This is a genomic window from Frankia sp. Hr75.2 (assembly GCF_949319125.1).
GTDB lineage: Bacteria > Actinomycetota > Actinomycetes > Frankiales > Frankiaceae > Parafrankia > Parafrankia soli.
In genome coordinates, this window is record NZ_CASGGV010000305.1 from 1 (window position 1) to 16,053 (window position 16,053).

The 16,053-nt window shown below is 74.7% G+C and carries 12 protein-coding genes and 1 pseudogene; 5 read left to right on the forward strand and 8 right to left on the reverse strand.

Going from position 1 to position 16,053, the window contains the following annotated elements:
- Nucleotides 1-171: 171 nt before the first annotated feature.
- The 4 genes and pseudogenes from AC559T_RS25390 to AC559T_RS25405 all read right to left on the reverse strand — a co-directional run bounded on the left by AC559T_RS25390 (nt 172) and on the right by AC559T_RS25405 (nt 5,501).
- On the reverse strand, nt 172-2,457 hold the full coding sequence (locus AC559T_RS25390) for a glycosyltransferase family 39 protein (protein ID WP_498870320.1): 2,286 nt from the start codon (nt 2,455-2,457) through the stop codon (nt 172-174).
- Between the two features lie 105 nt (nt 2,458-2,562).
- Nucleotides 2,563-2,772 (reverse strand): annotated as a pseudogene (locus AC559T_RS25395) (Uma2 family endonuclease); the annotation flags it as partial.
- Between the two features lie 144 nt (nt 2,773-2,916).
- Complete coding sequence (locus AC559T_RS25400; protein ID WP_498870335.1) at nt 2,917-4,791, reverse strand: sensor histidine kinase; 1,875 nt, start codon at nt 4,789-4,791, stop codon at nt 2,917-2,919.
- 14 nt (nt 4,792-4,805) lie between these two features.
- Nucleotides 4,806-5,501, reverse strand: coding sequence for a response regulator transcription factor (locus AC559T_RS25405; RefSeq protein WP_071064827.1), 696 nt, complete (start codon nt 5,499-5,501; stop codon nt 4,806-4,808).
- Between the two features lie 520 nt (nt 5,502-6,021).
- On the opposite strand from AC559T_RS25405, the gene AC559T_RS25410 reads away from it, so the two are divergent.
- The 3 genes from AC559T_RS25410 to AC559T_RS25420 all read left to right on the forward strand — a co-directional run bounded on the left by AC559T_RS25410 (nt 6,022) and on the right by AC559T_RS25420 (nt 8,194).
- Complete coding sequence (locus tag AC559T_RS25410; RefSeq protein ID WP_498870321.1) at nt 6,022-6,882, forward strand: hypothetical protein; 861 nt, start codon at nt 6,022-6,024, stop codon at nt 6,880-6,882.
- A gap of 157 nt (nt 6,883-7,039) precedes the next feature.
- Complete coding sequence (locus AC559T_RS25415) at nt 7,040-7,747, forward strand: response regulator transcription factor (RefSeq protein WP_018500389.1); 708 nt, start codon at nt 7,040-7,042, stop codon at nt 7,745-7,747.
- A gap of 51 nt (nt 7,748-7,798) precedes the next feature.
- Nucleotides 7,799-8,194, forward strand: coding sequence for a response regulator transcription factor (locus tag AC559T_RS25420; RefSeq protein WP_020463902.1), 396 nt, complete (start codon nt 7,799-7,801; stop codon nt 8,192-8,194).
- A gap of 25 nt (nt 8,195-8,219) precedes the next feature.
- On the opposite strand, the gene AC559T_RS25425 is transcribed toward AC559T_RS25420, so the two are convergent.
- Genes AC559T_RS25425 through AC559T_RS25435 form a run of 3 tightly spaced genes read right to left on the reverse strand, consistent with a single transcriptional unit; the run spans nt 8,220 to nt 13,353 of the window.
- Nucleotides 8,220-10,856 carry an ABC transporter permease gene (locus AC559T_RS25425; protein WP_498870322.1) on the reverse strand — a complete coding sequence of 879 codons (2,637 nt, stop codon included), beginning with the start codon at nt 10,854-10,856 and terminating at the stop codon, nt 8,220-8,222.
- Entirely contained in the window at nt 10,856-12,601 is a 1,746-nt protein-coding gene (locus AC559T_RS25430) for a sensor histidine kinase (RefSeq protein ID WP_498870323.1), read from the reverse strand. The genes AC559T_RS25425 and AC559T_RS25430 overlap by 1 nt, the downstream gene beginning before the upstream one ends.
- Nucleotides 12,598-13,353 (reverse strand): ABC transporter ATP-binding protein, encoded by a 756-nt coding sequence (locus tag AC559T_RS25435; protein WP_498870324.1) that lies wholly within the window; start codon nt 13,351-13,353, stop codon nt 12,598-12,600. The genes AC559T_RS25430 and AC559T_RS25435 overlap by 4 nt, the downstream gene beginning before the upstream one ends.
- A 410-nt stretch (nt 13,354-13,763) precedes the next feature.
- On the opposite strand from AC559T_RS25435, the gene AC559T_RS25440 reads away from it, so the two are divergent.
- Together AC559T_RS25440 and AC559T_RS25445 are read left to right on the forward strand one after the other, a co-directional pair.
- The gene (locus AC559T_RS25440) at nt 13,764-14,540 is read left to right on the forward strand and encodes a hypothetical protein (RefSeq protein ID WP_498870325.1); all 777 of its coding nucleotides are present in this window, start codon (nt 13,764-13,766) and stop codon (nt 14,538-14,540) included.
- Between the two features lie 293 nt (nt 14,541-14,833).
- Nucleotides 14,834-15,304, forward strand: a complete 471-nt coding sequence (locus tag AC559T_RS25445) for a hypothetical protein (RefSeq protein ID WP_235013597.1) — start codon at nt 14,834-14,836, stop codon at nt 15,302-15,304.
- Between the two features lie 141 nt (nt 15,305-15,445).
- Here AC559T_RS25445 and mscL read toward each other — a convergent pair whose 3' ends face one another.
- On the reverse strand, nt 15,446-15,955 hold the full coding sequence (gene mscL, locus AC559T_RS25450; RefSeq protein WP_200835148.1) for a large conductance mechanosensitive channel protein MscL: 510 nt from the start codon (nt 15,953-15,955) through the stop codon (nt 15,446-15,448).
- Nucleotides 15,956-16,053: the final 98 nt, after the last annotated feature.

The window sequence follows — 16,053 nt, forward strand, 5'->3', positions numbered from 1 at the left end:
GTTCGATCACCTGACCGGCACCATCAAGGTCAACCTCGTGTTCCAGGCCGCCAGGACCCCTCGAGACCCGAGTTCGATCACCTATTGGCGGATATACGCAGGTCACACATAGTGGGTCAGAAGGGCTTGACTATGGACTCACCCACCCGCCACGGTTGTGTCGAGTCGGGGTCAGGCTGTGGTGGTGCCGCTTGGGGTGGTGGTTGTGGTGGTGGTTGGGGTGGTCAGGTTGTAGAGGGTTGTGCCGTCGACGGTGGTGGCGGTGAAGTTCGCCGCGACCCAGGCCGCGATGTCACTGGACGCCTGGCTTCCGCCGTTCTGCCCGCCGAAGCCGCCGCCGCCGATGAAGTAGTGGATGCGGCCGTCCGCCACGTACTGCTTGAACTGCTCGAGGGTGGGGGAGGGGTCGCTGCCGTTGAAGCCACCGATCGCCATCACCGGATCGCCACTGGCGAGCTGGTAGCCGGCGGCGTTGTTCGACCCGACGGACGCCGCCACCCAGGTGTAGGACGAGGCGTCCGCCTCCAGCAGCGCGAGGACCTCCTCGCTGGGGTTACCGGCGCTGAGCAGGCCGCCCATGCCACCGCCGGGGCCGCCCTGCGTGCCGCCGGGAGCAGTGCCGCCCTGAGTAGTGCCTCCGGGGGCCGTCCCTCCGGGGGCCGTGCCGCCCGGAGCTGTACCTCCCGGAGCAGTGCCGCCGCCGGGGACCTGCGTCGTCCCCTGCTGGGCCCCGCCGTTGCCGCCGCCCGGTCCGCCGAACAACTGCCGTCCGCCACCGCCCGGTCCGCCACCGCCCGGTCCGCCGAAGCCCGAGCCTGCCGGGCCCGCGGACGGGATGGAACCGGTGTGCGGGGTGGCCGCGGTCGCGATCGAGTAGCCGAGCGGCCCGAGCAGCGCCGAGACCAGCGCGGCCGCGACGACCACCAGCCGGGCCGCCCGCGGCAGCCGCGAGAGCACGATGAGCAGCAGTGCCGCCGCGAAACCGACGATCAGCACGACCCAGCGCATCCACGGGTTCCAGTCGGGTGTGCGGTCGAGCAGGACGTAGGACCACAGCGCGGTCAGCACCAGGATCCCGGCCATGGTGGCCGCGGCGATCGGGTGCTCACGGCGGCGCCACAGGGTCGCGGCTCCCATGCCGACCACGGCGCCGACCGCGGGGGCGAGCGCGACCGTGTAGTAGGCGTGGAAGATGCCCTGCATCTGGCTGAACACGATGCCGGTGACCAGCAGCCAGCCGCCCCAGACCGCGAGCGCGGCCCGTCCGGGATCGGCGCGGGGTGCGCGCCGGGTGATCCACAGGCCCGCCACCAGCAGGGCGAGCGCGGTCGGCAACAGCCAGGAGACCTGCGCGCCGACCTCGGAGCCGAACATCCGGCCCCAGCCGGTCGTGCCCCACATGGTGCGGGCGCCGCCACCGCCGCCGACGCTGCCGGACTCGTTGCCGGTCAGCCGGCCCAGGCCGTTGTAGCCGAGAGTCAGCTCCAGGATGCTGTTGTGCTGCGACCCGCCGATGTACGGGCGGGCCGAGTCGGGGACGAGCTCGACGATCGCGATGAAGATCCCGGCCGGGACGATCAGTCCGAGCGCGCCCGCTCCGACCTGCCACAGCCGCCGGGTGAACCGCGTCGGCGCGGTGACGAGGTAGACGAGGGCCAGCACCGGGACGATCAGCAGCGCCTGCAGCATTTTCGTCAGGAAGCCGAAGCTGACGAACACCCCGGCCCAGACCAGCCAGCGGGTGCTCGCGATCTCGACGGCGCGCAGCGTCGCGTACGCCGCGGCGACCAGCAGCAGGACGAGCAGGGCGTCCGGGTTGTTGAACCGGAACATCAGCGTCGCGACCGGGGTGATCGCGAGGACGGCCCCGGCGAGCAGCGCCGCGCCGGCCGGGAAGGCCCGGCGCACCGCGGCGTAGAGCAGGCCGACCGTGGCGACGCCCATCAGCGCCTGCGGGACGAGGATGCTCCAGGCGTTCACCCCGAAGACGCGCGCGGAGAGCGCCATCACCCAGATCGAGGCCGGGGGCTTGTCGACGGTGATGGAGTTCCCGGCGTCCGAGGAGGCGTAGAACATCGCCTTCCAGCTCACCGAGCCGGCCTGGACCGACGCCGAGTAGAAGGCGTTCGCCCAGCCGGAGGCGCCCAGGCCCCACAGGTAGAGCACGGCCGTCGCCGCGAGCAGCCCGAGCAGCGCGGGCCGCACCCACCGCGGATCGTCGGGACGTCCGCGCGCGAACCGGCCGATCCGTCCGTCGCCGGCCAGCCGTCGCCGCCCGGACGCCCCGCCCGCCCGCCCGGGAGCACCGGCGGGCCAGTGCGTGCCCGGAACGGTCGCGTGGTCAGCCCCCGCGTAGGCCGCGTGGTCAGCCCTCGGGTAGGCCGCACGGTCAGCCCTCGCGTAGGCCGCGTGGTCGAACTGGTCGGTCGGCGGTGACGGCGTCGGTGAGGTCGGCATAAGGATCAGGGTCGGACGTCGACCTTTCCCGACCTTGTGCCCTACCTGTGCATCACCTGTGGGTACCGGCAGCTAGGCCGCGCCCGCCTCGCTGGCGATCACTTCGTCGAAGTCGAAGTCCACGTTCCAGTCCGGCCCGGCCGCCGACTCCAGGGCGACCGCGAGGATCTTGATCGGCCGGTTGTGACGCTTGGCCGCGCTGGGACTTACGACGACCATCCCGTCCACGATCTCGATGCCCGCGCACTGCTCCTCGGACCAGGAGTCGTACTGCTCCGCCGTGATCTGCTGATGCATCCAGGCAGGAGCGATCATCCCCGCAGCGATGGCGCACGTCCCCTCAGGAGACCCGGCAGGCCTGAACCCGCCACATCAGCCCAGCGCCGTCAGGCCGAGGAACTGCTCACCGAACGAGGGCGACTGCCCGACCCCCGGGTGGGACAGTGCCCCACCGGTGCATCACCTGTGAGGACGGGTCCCCGCGGCCGTCACGGCGGGATCGGCGGCGTCGGGCGCGCAGCCGTCGATGGTGCCCGGTGGGTCGACGGTGCCCGGTGGGTCGAGGGCGCCCGGGTCCGGGGTGCCCGGGTCGGGGGTGTCCAGGGGCAGGACCACGGTGAAGGCGGTGCGGCCGGGACGGCTCGCGGCCGCGACCCGTCCATGGTGTGCCTCGACCACCGCCGCCACGATGGACAGCCCGAGCCCGGTGCTGCCGGCCGCGCGGGAACGCGAACTGTCTCCCCGCGCGAAGCGCTCGAACACCTTCGGGAGCAGTGCGTCCGGGATCCCCGGCCCGTCGTCGATCACCGAGAGCACCGCGGACGGCCGGTCCGCGCCCGGCCCGTTCGCCGCGGGACCGGAAGGCCCCGGCGCGGCGGGTTCCGGAGCGGAGGGTTCCGGCTCGACGGTCAGTCGGGCCGTCACGCGGCTGCCCGGCGGGGTGTGCGTGCGGGCGTTGGCGAGCAGGTTGGCGAGGACCTGGTGCAGCCGGGCCGGGTCGCCCGCCACGGCGACGGGCCTGCTGGGCAGGTCCAGCTCGAAGCGGTGCTCGGGCGCGGCCACGTGGGCGTCGCTGACCGCGTCCACCACGAGCCGGGAGAGGTCGACGGTCTCCCGCACGAGCGGGCGTCCGGAGTCGAGGCGGGCCAGCAGCAGCAGGTCGGAGACGAGCGCGGTCATCCGTGCGCTCTCGGACTCGACCCGGCCCATCGCGTAGGCGACGTCCGGCGGGACGGTGTCGCGGGTGCGCCTGGTGAGCTCGGCGTAGCCGCTGATCGCCGCCAGCGGTGTGCGCAGCTCGTGGCTGGCGTCGGCGAGGAACTGGCGCATCCGCGTCTCGCTCGCGTGCCGGGCGGAGAAGGCCGCGCCGATGTGGCCGAGCATCCGGTTCAGCGCCGCGCCGACCTGCCCGACCTCGGTCCGGGGGTCGGTGTCGACGTCCGGCGCCACCGCCATGAGGTCGACGGCTCCCCGGTCGAGCGGGAGCTCGGCCACCCGGCTCGCGGTCGCCGCGACCCGGTTCAGCGGCCGCAGCGTGACCCGGATGATCGCCGCGCCCGCGATGCCCGCGGCCAGCACCCCCAGCGCCGCCACGATCGCGCCGGCGATCCCGACCTCGGTCAGGGTCGCGCTGACCTCGTTCATCGGCACGCCGGTGACGAGCACCGTCTGCCCGTTGGGGTCGAAGTGGGCGATGAGGCGGTAGTCGCCCTGGTCTGCGATCGCGCGGGTGTGTTCCTGGCCGTCGAGCGGGATCTGGGCCACGACGGCGGCGTCCACGCCGGTGAGCGGCTGCACGTCACCGTTGTCGTCGATGACGGCGACGGCGGCGCTCTCGATCAGGGAGGTCAGGTCCGGGGCCGCCGATCCCGGCGGTGGCGCGCCCCGCAGCGCCTCGCGCGCCGAGCTCTGGGTGGTGGTGTCGGGATCCCGCAGCTTGAAGACCGCGCCGAGGGTCCCCGACGGCTGACCGCGGAAGCCCAGGAACCAGTCCACCCGCTCGTCGGCGGTCAGGTCCGGCGTGGGCGGCTGGGCCAGGCTGGGAGTTCCGGCACCCCCCGGGCCGGCGTTTCCATAGCCGGGCAGCATGACCGGTCCGGCCTGGCTGGTCAGCCCCCAGCGGCGGCTCGCGTCCTCCAACCGGTCGTCGAGCTGCTGGACGAGCACCCCGCGCAACGCGACCGCCGTCACGAAGACGATCACCGTGGACATCACGGCGAGCAGCGCGAGGAGCAGCGCGAGCAGCCTGGTACGCAGCGACCAGCCGGCCGGGCCGCGCCGCCGGTGGGTGCCGGTGGTGCCCGTGGGGCCGGCGGTGCCCGTGGGGCCGGTCATCGTCACGGGCCCGGTCAGGTCGCCGGCCGGAGTACGTAGCCCGCGCCGCGCATTGTGTGGATCATGGCGGGTCGGCCGGCGTCGATCTTCTTGCGCAGGTAGGAGACGTACAGCTCGACGACGTTCGCCTGGCCGCCGAAGTCGTAGTTCCACACCCGGTCGAGGATCTGCGCCTTGCTCAGCACCCGGCGCGGGTTGCGCATGAAGAAGCGCAACAGCTCGAACTCGGTCGCCGTCAGGCGGATCTCGCGGCCGGCCCGGGTGACCTCGCGGCTCTCCTCGTTCATGATGAGGTCGCCGACGACCAGCACGGCACCGTCCCAGATCGTCGAGCGGTGCAGCCGGCGCAGCAGCCCACGCAGGCGCGCGACGAGCTCCTCCAGGCTGAACGGCTTGGTGACGTAGTCGTCGCCGCCGGCGGTGAGGCCGGCCACCCGGTCCTCGACGGCGTCGCGGGCGGTGAGGAACAGCACCGGTACCTCGGGGCTGTCCGCGCGCAGCTTGCGCAGCACCTCGAGGCCGTCCATGTCGGGCAGCATGATGTCGAGGACCACCGCGTCCGGCCGGAAGTCGCGGGCTACGCGCAGCGCGCCGCGCCCGTCCTGCGCGGTGCGCACTTCCCAGCCCTCGTAACGCAGGGCCATGGACAGCAACTCCGACAGCGTGTTCTCGTCGTCGACGACCAGAATGCGGGGGCTCGACGGCTGCATTCCGTCAGCATGGGATGCATTCCTGTGGGCTTCCTGAACATCTCCTGTGGGTTGGCTGTGCGCCCGCGCGGGCGACGCGGTGGCCGGCCCGCTGCGGTGGGCACATAACCAGCGCTCAGCGTCGTCACAGGCTGCACACAGGTTATCGGCGAAATCTCCTCCCGACGGCGGCGACCGACCCGCCGGGACGAGGAGTTCGGACATGAGCCACGTCGGGCCCGACGACCCGCCCGAGTCCTCGCCGTCGAGCGGGGCGGCCCCGTCACCGGCGGGAGGGAATCCCCAGCCGCCGTCGACGAACAGGCCGCCGCAGGCGAGCACATGGCCGGCGCCGCAGGCAGGTGGTGAGCCGGCGCCGCAGGCGACTGGGAGCCACGCGGTTGGAAGCGGGGCCTCCCAAACGCCCGGCTGGACCGGGTCGCCGGCCTGGAGCGGGCCGCCGCCGTCCCCCGGGCCGGGGTCGGCCCCGGGCGAGGCCTCGTCCCGGGCGGCTGCCTCTCCCGGCGCGCCGGTGCCCGGCGTGAGCCCGCCGCCGCGGGTGGCCTCGGGTGCGCTGCCCCGGTGGAGCCTGGGCCGGACGGCCGTGGCCGGAGCCATCGCGCTCGCTCTCGCCGTCGGCGCGGCGGCCGCGGTCAACGCCAGCAGCCTCGGCTCGGACGGAGCCGGCGGCGGCCCCGGCGGCCTGCGCGGCGGGCCGTTCCAGGTCATGAACCCGGCCGGATCGGCGGTGACGGCGGGCGGCACCGGCACCGGTTCGCTGCACGGGGAGTACGTCACCGCGGACCGCTCCGGCGGCTACACGACCGTCCGGACCCAGTCCGGCGAGGTCACGACAGTGCAGCCCACCGCCGTCACGGTGCGCAGTACGGACGGCTTCACCGCGACCTACACGGTCACGGACGAAACGCTCGTGGACGGCGGCACGGGTGGGATCGGCAACGTCGACGTCGGTGACACCGTCGGGGTCACCGCGACCGTGCCCGATGACGATCCGGCCGACGGCACCCCGTCGACGGCCACCGCGACCGCGACCGCGATCGTCGAGGAGGCCACCGGCCAGGGCCAGGGGCAGACCCAGGGCCAGATTCCGAGTCAGGGCCAGGGCCAGGGGCAGGGGCAGGGCCAGCCGCCGGGCGGAGCGGGCGGCCTGACGGGGCGCGGCGGGCTGGGCGGGGGCGCGTTCCCCGGCTCGCCGCCGGGGCAGGGCACGGCGTCGGGCGGGACGGACCCCACCGTCCAGGGCGGGGCCGCCCCGGTGCCGCCGTTGCCTGGTATGGCAGCCCCGCTCGCGCGGCAGACCGCCCTCGTCCCGTCAGCCACCCGGCTGGAGGGTGGGCGGGGCGGCACCGATACCGGCACGGCCGTGGCCACCGCCGCCTAGTTCTGGAACATCATGATCAACCGTGGCCCGCGGTGGCCGCGTCATCGACCCGACCCCGAACCCCTGCCCCGGGCCTGTCCCGGCGGGTGTCGTCGGGACGACGTCATCGTGTCCGTGTGGCCCGCTACGGGTGTCAAGCCGCGCCTACAGTGGACCAATGGCCGTTCGTGTAGTCCTCGCTGAGGACAACGCCCTGCTCCGGCATGGTCTGGCAACGCTGATCGAGCGTGCGGACGGCCTGGAGCTCGTCGGCACGGCGACCGATCGGCCGTCCCTGGAACAGGCGGTGCGCGACCACGATCCGGACGTGGTGGTGACCGACATCAGGATGCCGCCGTCCCGTTCGGACGAGGGCATCAAGGTCGCCGGGTGGCTGCGGCGGGAGCGCCCGGCGGTCGGCGTCGTCGTCCTCAGTCAGCACGCCGAGGCCACCTACGCCCTCGCGTTGCTCGAGGGCGGCTCGTCCGGGCGGGCGTACCTGCTCAAGGAGCGGGTGGCCGGCGTGGACGACCTGCTGCGGGCCATCCGCGCGGTCGCGGCCGGGGAGTCGGTGATCGACCCGGCGGTGGTGGAGGGGCTGGTCGCGGCGAACGCGCGCCGCCAGCACACCGAGCTGGACCGGCTGACCCCGCGCGAGCGGGAGGTGCTGAGCCACATGGCCCAGGGCTGGAGCAACGCGGCGATCGCCGGGACGCTCGTCCTGTCCGAACGGGCGGTGGAGAAGCACAGCAACTCGATCTTCGCGAAGCTCGGCCTGACCGACGAGCCCGACCTGAACCGGCGGGTGAAGGCCGTCCTGCTCTACCTGCACTCGGGGCATCGCCCCGCAAGCGGGTCGACGGGGAAGGTAGCCACACCGACCTGATGACATGGTCGCACCCTTGGGCACCGTGAGCCGCACGGCGAGACTGTGTCCATGAGCTCCCCTCCGGCGGTCTCCGTGCTGGTCGTTGACGACCAGCGGCCCTTCCGGCTCGCCGTGCGCGCGGTCCTGCGCCGTGCCGCCGGTTTCGTCCTCGCCGGTGAGGCCGAGACGGGCGAGGACGCGCTTACCGCCGCCGCCGAGCTGCGCCCTGACCTGGTGCTCATGGACGTCAACCTGCCCGGTATCGACGGCGTGGTCGCCGGCGCGCGCATCCGCGAGGACGCGCCCGACACGGTCGTCGTCCTGTGCTCGACGTACGGGCGGACGGACCTGCCGGCGGCCGTCGCGGCCAGCGGGCTGGACTACCTGTGCAAGGAGGACCTGGCGCCGAGCGTCCTACGCGAGATCTGGAGCCGGCGCACGCCGCCGTCCGATCCGCCCCGATAGCCGGGGCTGGCCCGTGCGGGGGGGGTCACTCCCCGCGCAGGACGGCCCCCGGCAGCAGCCGCCACGCGCGCCAGGCGGGCAGGGCGGCGACGAGCAGGCCGACGGCGATCGCGGCCGGCGGGAGCACGGCGAGCACCCGCACGGGTATCGCCAGGTCGGCGGACACCCCGGTCGCGGTCGCGATCTCCCACCAGACCAGACGTCCGATCAACATGCCGGCCGGGATACCGACGGCGACGGCCAGCGCCGCGCTCACGCACGAGGTCGTCAGCGGGATGCGGGCCGTCTGGGACGGTGTGAAGCCGAGGGTGCGCAGGATCGCGAGCTCGCCGTGGCGGCGCCGCCAGGTGGTTCCGGCGGCGTGACCCGCGGCGGCCACGGCCAGCGCGGCGAGCACGGTCTGGAGCAGGGCCGGGAGCCGGCCGATGCCGCCCAGGTTGGCGATCTCGGTCGGCGGGCGGCCGACGTCCAGCTCGTACTCGGTGCCCAGCGCGGCGGCGAGGTTCACCGGGTTCACCGGGTCGACGGCGCGGACGAGCGCGCTGCGCAGCGGCTGCGTCCGCTGGACCCGGGCGAGCGTGGCCGGCTCGACGAGCATGCTCTCGCCGAGCCGCTCCCCGCCGGGGACGGGGCCGATCCCGATGCCGACGACGGTGAGCACGGCGTGCCCGCCGTCGTTCGCCGCCACGCTCACCGTGTTGCCCACCCCGAGGTCGAACCGCTGGGCGGCCCGCGGGCCGAGGACGACCTCGTTCGGGCCCCGCGGCACCACACCCTCGAAGATCGTCCATCCCACCGCCCCGGTGGACGTCACCGGGCCGGCGCGCGTGGTCGCCTTCGGCGCGAGGGAGTAGACGGCGACGTCCTCGCCGGGGCTGGTGTCCCCCCGCCCGATCGCCCCGGGGCCGGCGTCGCCCGGGCCGTCGCCCTGGATGGGGTCCGGCGCCCGCAACGCCCGGCCCCCGGCGTCGACCTCGATGGTCGCGGTCGAGGCGTCGAGCATGCTGACGGCGGCGACCCGGGGGTCGGCCGCGAGCCGGTTGACGATCTCCGGGCGCGCGTCGGTGATCTCCAGATCCGCGTTCCATCCGTACCGCTGCGGCTCGTCGACCAGGCGGTTCATGCCGGCGGCGATCGTCGCGGCGGCGACCAGCCCGGTCACCCCGATGGCCGCGCCCGCGACGGCGGGCCGGCGGGTGGCCGGCGAGCGGTCCCGGCGGCGCCCGAGCGCGAACGCGGTTCCGATCCACAGCCAGACCGGGCCGCGCATGCAGGCCGCGCCGCGGGCCAGCGGGGATCCGGCCCCACCCTGGCCCGTCGCCGCCGATGCCGCCGCCGAGCCGACCGGTGACAGGGACGACGCGGCCGGCAGGGGTGACACGGCCGACGAGCCGAACCGGGCCGCCGGCCCGAAGGCCCCGGCCGCCAGGGCGGCCATGCCCAGGCGGGGCACGAGAGGTCCCGGGTCTGCCGGGCGACGTCCGGTTCGGGCCGCGGTGCCGCCGGCGAGCAGGAGGGTGATGAGCAGGCCCGCCGCTCCGGCGCCGCACACCAGCGCGACGTGCGGCGCGTAGCCCGGGTGGGGCTCCACCCAGGCGAGCGGCCCGAGCGGTTCCAGCAGGCCCGCGATGAGGGGGCCCGCGGCGGCGGTCACCCCGGCCAGCCCGGCGGCGGGCAGCGCCGCCAGCGTCCGCGCGCCGGCGCGGCCCAGCCCGGTCAGGCCGAGCACCGCCTCGATGCGCTGGGCGTGCGCGCTCGCCGCGTGGTGGCGGTAGAACGCCTGCCCGGCGGCGGCGAGGCCGGCGACGCCGACGACGGCGGCGAAGACGACCAGCCCGGTGACGAGGACGCGCTGGGTCGCGCCGATGCGGGCGTCGCCGTCGGTCGCCGGCCGGGACACCTGCAGCGCGGGGAACTCCCCGGCCAGCGGGTCGCGCGCCAGGCCGTCTCCCAGCCGCCGCAGTGCCGTGCTGACGGCCGCGACGGTCCGCGGGCCGGGCTCGAGTCGCAGCATGACCGCGGTGGAGACGGGATCGAGCCGGCTTGCCAGCGCTGGGCTGACAGCCAGCGGCATCTGCCGGGCGTTCTCGCCGGCCATCCTGGTCAGGCCGGTGATCGTCAGTTTCAGGACGGGCCCGCCCGGGGTGCCGAAACCGGTGTCGAAGCTGAGGAAGTCCGACGGCGTCAGCAGCCGCAGCCGCAGCGTGTCGCCGACGCCCACCCCCCACCGGGCGGCCGCCCGCTCGTCGAGGACGGCCTCGTCCGGCGCGGCCGGGTCATACCCGTGCCCACGGACCACCACGGGCTCGTACAGGCCGCGGTGATCGGCCGGGCCGCCGATGATGCCGATGTAGGCCAGCGACGGCTGGTCCTCCAGCCGCCCGACCATCCCGACGCCCGCCCACGCCTGCGCGACCCCCGGGATGGCGGCCACCCTGCGGGCCAGCTCCGGGTCGTCGCTGAAGTAGCTCACCTGGAGGTCCGCGACCGAGGAGGCACGCTCGAGTCGGTCGTGCGCCGTGGCGGTGCGCCGGACGAGCGCCGCCGTCCCGGCGACCACGGCGACGACCATGCCGATGAGCACGCCGAGGGCGACCAGCGCCGCCCACCGCCGCCGCAGCTCACTGCGCGCGATCATCCCGATCGCGCCGAGGACGGCCATCAGCCGCCACCCACGGGCACGACGCCGATGACGCCCGTCCCGGAGCCGGGGGACGACTCCCAGCGCAGCGTGCCGCCGATCGCGCCGATGCGGTCCGCCATGTTCGTCATGCCGTGGCCACGTGCGGAGCTCTCCGGTTCGAAGCCGGCGCCGTCGTCCCACACGGCGAAGGTGAGCGACCCCTCCCGCTCGCCGAGCGTCACCTCCACCGAGCTGCCGGGGGCGTGCTTGGCCGCGTTCTGCAACGCCTCCAGGCAGCAGAAGTAGACGGCGGCCTCGACGTCCGGGGGGTAGCGGCCGATGTCGTCGGCCCGCACCGTCACGCCCACCGTGGAACGCTGCCCGGCGGCCCGCAGCGCCTCGGTCAGGCCCGAGGACCGCAGCAGCGGCGGGTAGATGCCGTGCGCGAGGTTGCGGACCTCGGTGATCGTCTCGGTCACCTGCTCGGCCATGGCGGTGAGCAGCTCGTCGGCGGCGGCCAGGTCCTCGTCGCGTTCCGGCGCGCCGGGCCCGGACCCGTCGCCGTCGTTCGAGCCGCCGTCGTTCGAGCCGCCGTCGTGCGAGCCGCTGCCGTCCGAGTCACCGTCCGAGATGAGGTCGCGGACCAGCCGGAGGCCGACGGCGAGCGAGACCAGCTGCTGCTGCGCCCCGTCGTGGAGATCGCGCTCGATCCGGCGCCGCTCGGCGTCCGCGGTGGCGACCAGGCGGGCCCTGGAGCCGCGCAGCTCTTCGTTGGCGTGCCGCAGGTCGGTGAGCGCGTCGCGCAGGTTGGCGTCGAGCTGGCGGTTGTGCAGGACGGTGCCGACCCGTGTCCCGAGTTCGGCGAGCATCCGGTCCTCGGCCTCGGAGAACCGGGGGGCCTCCGGTGGCCGCTGGGCGACGAGCATCCCGAGCAGGGCGCCGCCGGCGCGGGCGGGGACGACCCGTACCTGGGTGTCCAGGTACCGGCGGGCGAGCTGGGGGACCCACAGCGACAGCCACCCGGGCCCCGCCACCCTGGTCCGCGCGAGCACGATGAGATCACCGGCGGTGAGGGCGATCGTCGAGCCGACCTCGGCGGGCCCGTCGGCGGTGGCACCGGGACCGCCCGCAGTACCGGAACCGCCCGCAGTGGGCCTACCGGCATCCTGCCCACCGGCGTCCGGAGTGGCCGGGGGTGGGCTCTCCGGCGTCACGACGGCGGCGGTGAGGCGCCCGGCCGCGCCGGTCCAGATCTCCACCCGCTGCAGGGAGAGGCTGCGCCGCAGGGCGTCACCCAGCCCGGCCAGCGCCTCGTCCAGGCTGGTCCCGCGGCTCGCGTCCTCGCCGAAGGTCCGCAGGACGTCGTCGGGCGCGTACCGGGCGCCCCGCACGGCGTGCCGGACGAGCGCCGCCGTCCGGGCCCGCGCCCCGGCGGCCAGGACGGCGGCGAGGGCCGCCGCGATCAGGACCGGGCCGGTGAAGCTCTCGCCGCCGTCCGGCGGGCGGTGCCCGAGGGTGGCCAGCGCGCCCGCGAGGCCCACCGCCGCGATCGCGGCGAGGCAGGCGAGGTCGGCGGCGATGGTCAGAACGCGTTCGGAACGGCGCCGCGCGTGGGGCGCCCAGCCGGCGGCCACCCCGGCGGTGAGCAGGACGGCGTCCACGGCCAGCGGGGCGGACCATGGCGGCGTTCCGGCGCCGAGCAGCCGTGGGGCGGCGCACGCGGCGGTCACCGCGGCCCCGGCCAGGGCCGCCGCGGTGAGGAGCTGGCGCCGCGGGTGGGTCACGCCGACACCTCGGCCCGCCCACGGCCGGCGCCGCCGCCCGCAACCGTGGCGCCGCCCGCACCGGCGACGCCGGCCGCACCTGTGCCGGCACCGGCACCGCCGCTCGCGCTGGTGGAGACGCGACCGTCGCGCATGGTGACGATCCGCTGTGCGCCGGCCGCGACCTGCGGGTCGTGGGTGACCATCAGGATGGTCTGCCCGCGCTCGTGTAGCCGGGTGAACAGATCGAGGACCTCGGCGGCGCCGGCGGAGTCGAGCGCTCCGGTCGGCTCGTCGGCGAGCAGCACGGTCGGCTCGTTCGCGAGCGCGCGGGCGATCGCCAGGCGCTGGCGCTGGCCTCCGGAGAGCGTGCCCGGCATCGAGTCAGCCCGCTCGAGCAGCCCGAGCAGGTCGAGCAGGTCATGCCCACGCCGGACGGCGGCCCGCCGGCCCGCCCCCGACAGCCGGGCCGCCAGCACGACGTTGTCCGCCACGGACATCGCCTCGAGCAGGTGGAAGAACTGGAACACCATCCCGACGTGGTGGCGGCGCAGCCGGGCGAGGTCGGCCTCGGACAGCGCGGTCAGCGCGATGCCGGCGACGGTGACCGACCCGTCGTCGACCCGCTCGAGCCCGGCGACGACGTTCAGCAGAGTCGACTTGCCGCTGCCGGACGGCCCCATCACCGCGACGAACTCACCGCGGGCCACGGTCAGGCTGGCGCCCCGCAGCGCGTGCACCGGGGCGGTCTCGGCATCGAAGGTGCGGTACACCGACCGTAACCGGACGGCGGGCTCCTCCGAACCCGTGCCCGGCAACTCCGGCAACTCCGACGACCGGGGCGGTTCTGACGACCTGGACGGCTCCGGCGACCCCGGCGATTCCGACACGGCAACCGCGCTCCTTCACACCCCGCGCCCCGTGATCCGGACGCCCCGCCCCTGCCGCCCCGATGGCCCGGGGAACTGACCATTTCACCCGACGGCTGCGCCGCGCGGTAGGCGGGCACCCAGCCGGTGCGGGTGGTGGTGGCCTCACCCGTTCCCGCAGGGTGCCAGGCTCGCCGCGCGACGCTCCGCTCCCGGATCGTGACCGCGACCATCTGCCCCGTCTCGCGGCATTCCTGGCGAATGTGCCGCGGCCACGGGCGGTGCGGACCGACCGAGGAGCAGGAGACCCACGAATGCACACCTGGAACCCGTCCGATGTCGACCGGGACCGTGCCGACCGGGACCGTGCCGACCGGGACCGTTACGACTCCCCGGACACCTTCGATCTGCACGGCCGCCCGCGTCGCTCCGATGGGCGCTGGCCGCTGGCGGGCGCGGCGGCGGCCGTCCTCGGGGCGCTCGGCTCGTTCGTCCTCGGCTGGGACCCGGACGAGGGGATCACGCAGGCCGGGACGGACGCAATCTACCGCGAGGCGGGTGAGCACGGGTCCGTCATCAGGGCCGGGGCCTCGCTGGGGTTCGTGGCCGTCGCGGCGCTGATCGTGTTCGCCGCCGGTTTCACCCGGGCGCTGGGCCGCCGGGCGCCGGACAGCCTCGCCGTGCCGGTGATGCGGACGGCCTTCGGCGCGGCGGCCGCCTGCCTGATCTTCGCCTTCGGCCTCAAGCACGTGCTCGCCGGTGGGGTGCCCGGCGGCATCGACGACAACTTCTACACGCCGGCCGACGTCGAGGTGTTCAGCGTGCTGGTCAGCCAGATGCAGTACGCCGCCTGGTGGGGTGTCGTGCTCGCCGCCGCTGCCGCCGCGGTGCTGGCGTTCTCCGGGCCGCGGGTGCTGCCGCGCTGGTTCGGGGCCGTGAGCGTGGCGCTGTCCGGCATATCGATCGGCGCCACCCTGCTGGTCGGGCTGCCCTACTCGGCGGGCCTGCTGGCGCCGCTGTGGCTGCTCGCCGCCGCCGTGGCCGCGTACCGCATCCGGCCCGCGGACGCCGCCCGCGGCCGGCACCGCTGAGCCGGGCCGGGCCGCTGAGCCGTGTTGCTGAGCCGGGCCGAGGGTGGGCCGGATGGTGTCCTCACCCCGGTCCACCAGGTGGCATGTCGCATCTGGTGGTACTGGCATCCCTTGCACCGCAACGTGATCATATGCGTGCAGTGGGTGGGATGTGGTCTGTCGGCAGCCTGACCGGTAACTCGCTCGATTTGGTGGGTTCATCTGCGCAGACTGGGTACGTGCACCCCATGGCCCGCCACCGCAGTCCTGCCTCGCCGCGCCGGTCCACCCGCCCCGGTGGCCACCGGCGTGCCGTGCGTCCCGCTGTCACCGCCGCCACGGTCGTGGCCGCCGGCGCCGTCACGGTCGGCACGGCGTTCGCGGTGTCGGGGTCCACCTCGGTCGCGCCGCCGGTGCCCGCGCAGCGGGTCGGCGTGGTCACGGCGAGCGTCGGCGGGCCCGGCACCGTGGTGCCCTCGGCGCAGGAGTCGTCGGTGATCGTGAACGCGGTCCGGAGCAGCGCCCTCACGTCCGCCGTCCCGCCGGAGAGCTACCGGGTCACGGGCACCGTCCTCGCCCGCAGCGACCAGAGCTGGGCCTGGGTCGAGCTCGTGCCCGTCACGGACGAGGTCGACCGGGCCGAGGGCGTCCTGCACCGTGGCGACTCGGGGTGGGAGCTGATCCAGATCGGCAGCTACGAGGTCGGCTGTGGCATCGTCCCGAGCGCCGTCGCCGCGGATCTCGACCTGGAGTGCCCGAGCGACCAGCCCGGCTTCGACGCCTGACCGGCGCCTCGGCTGAGGCGCCCGTCCGGCGCGTGGCGCCCGGGGTTCGAGTGACCGGCGACTGGAGCCCCGGGTCCGAGGCCGCCGGGCTGGGCCCACGGCGAGCCCGGCCCGGCAGGTCGGCCGTCCGACCGCTGTCCGTCAGCCGTACTGCGGCGGCTGGCCGGCCAGCGGCGCGGCGGCGGGGTTGTTGTTCGCCGCGAGCAGGTCGCGGATCTCGGTGAGCAGCTTCGCCTCGTCGCTGATCGCCGGCTCCTCCTGCGGCTCCGGTTCCTCGCCACGCTGGCGCATCTCGTTCGCCTTGGCGAGCGGCAGGACGATCACGAAGTAGATCACCGCCGCGACAACGATGAACGCGATCACATCGTTGATGAACGTCCCGTACCTGAACTTGCTGTCGTTGATGGTGAACGTCAGGCTGGAGAAGTCCGGCTCGCCGCCGATCGCGGCGATCAACGGCGTGAGGATGTTCTTCACCAGCGACTGGACGACGGCCGTGAACGCCGTGCCGACGACCACCGCGATGGCCAGGTCGACGATGTTGCCCCGCATCAGGAACTGCTTGAAGCCCCGCAGCCCCGGAGTGATCAGCCGCGTCGGGGGCTCGACGACACCGCGACCACTACTGACGACCTTCCGCCACCCGAACACGCCTGTTCCTCCACAACCTCGGACCAAAACTGCCGAGGGGAGGCTATAGCCGGATGATCGGGAGTAAAACCCCAGGTCATCGGATGCGTGAGATCCGG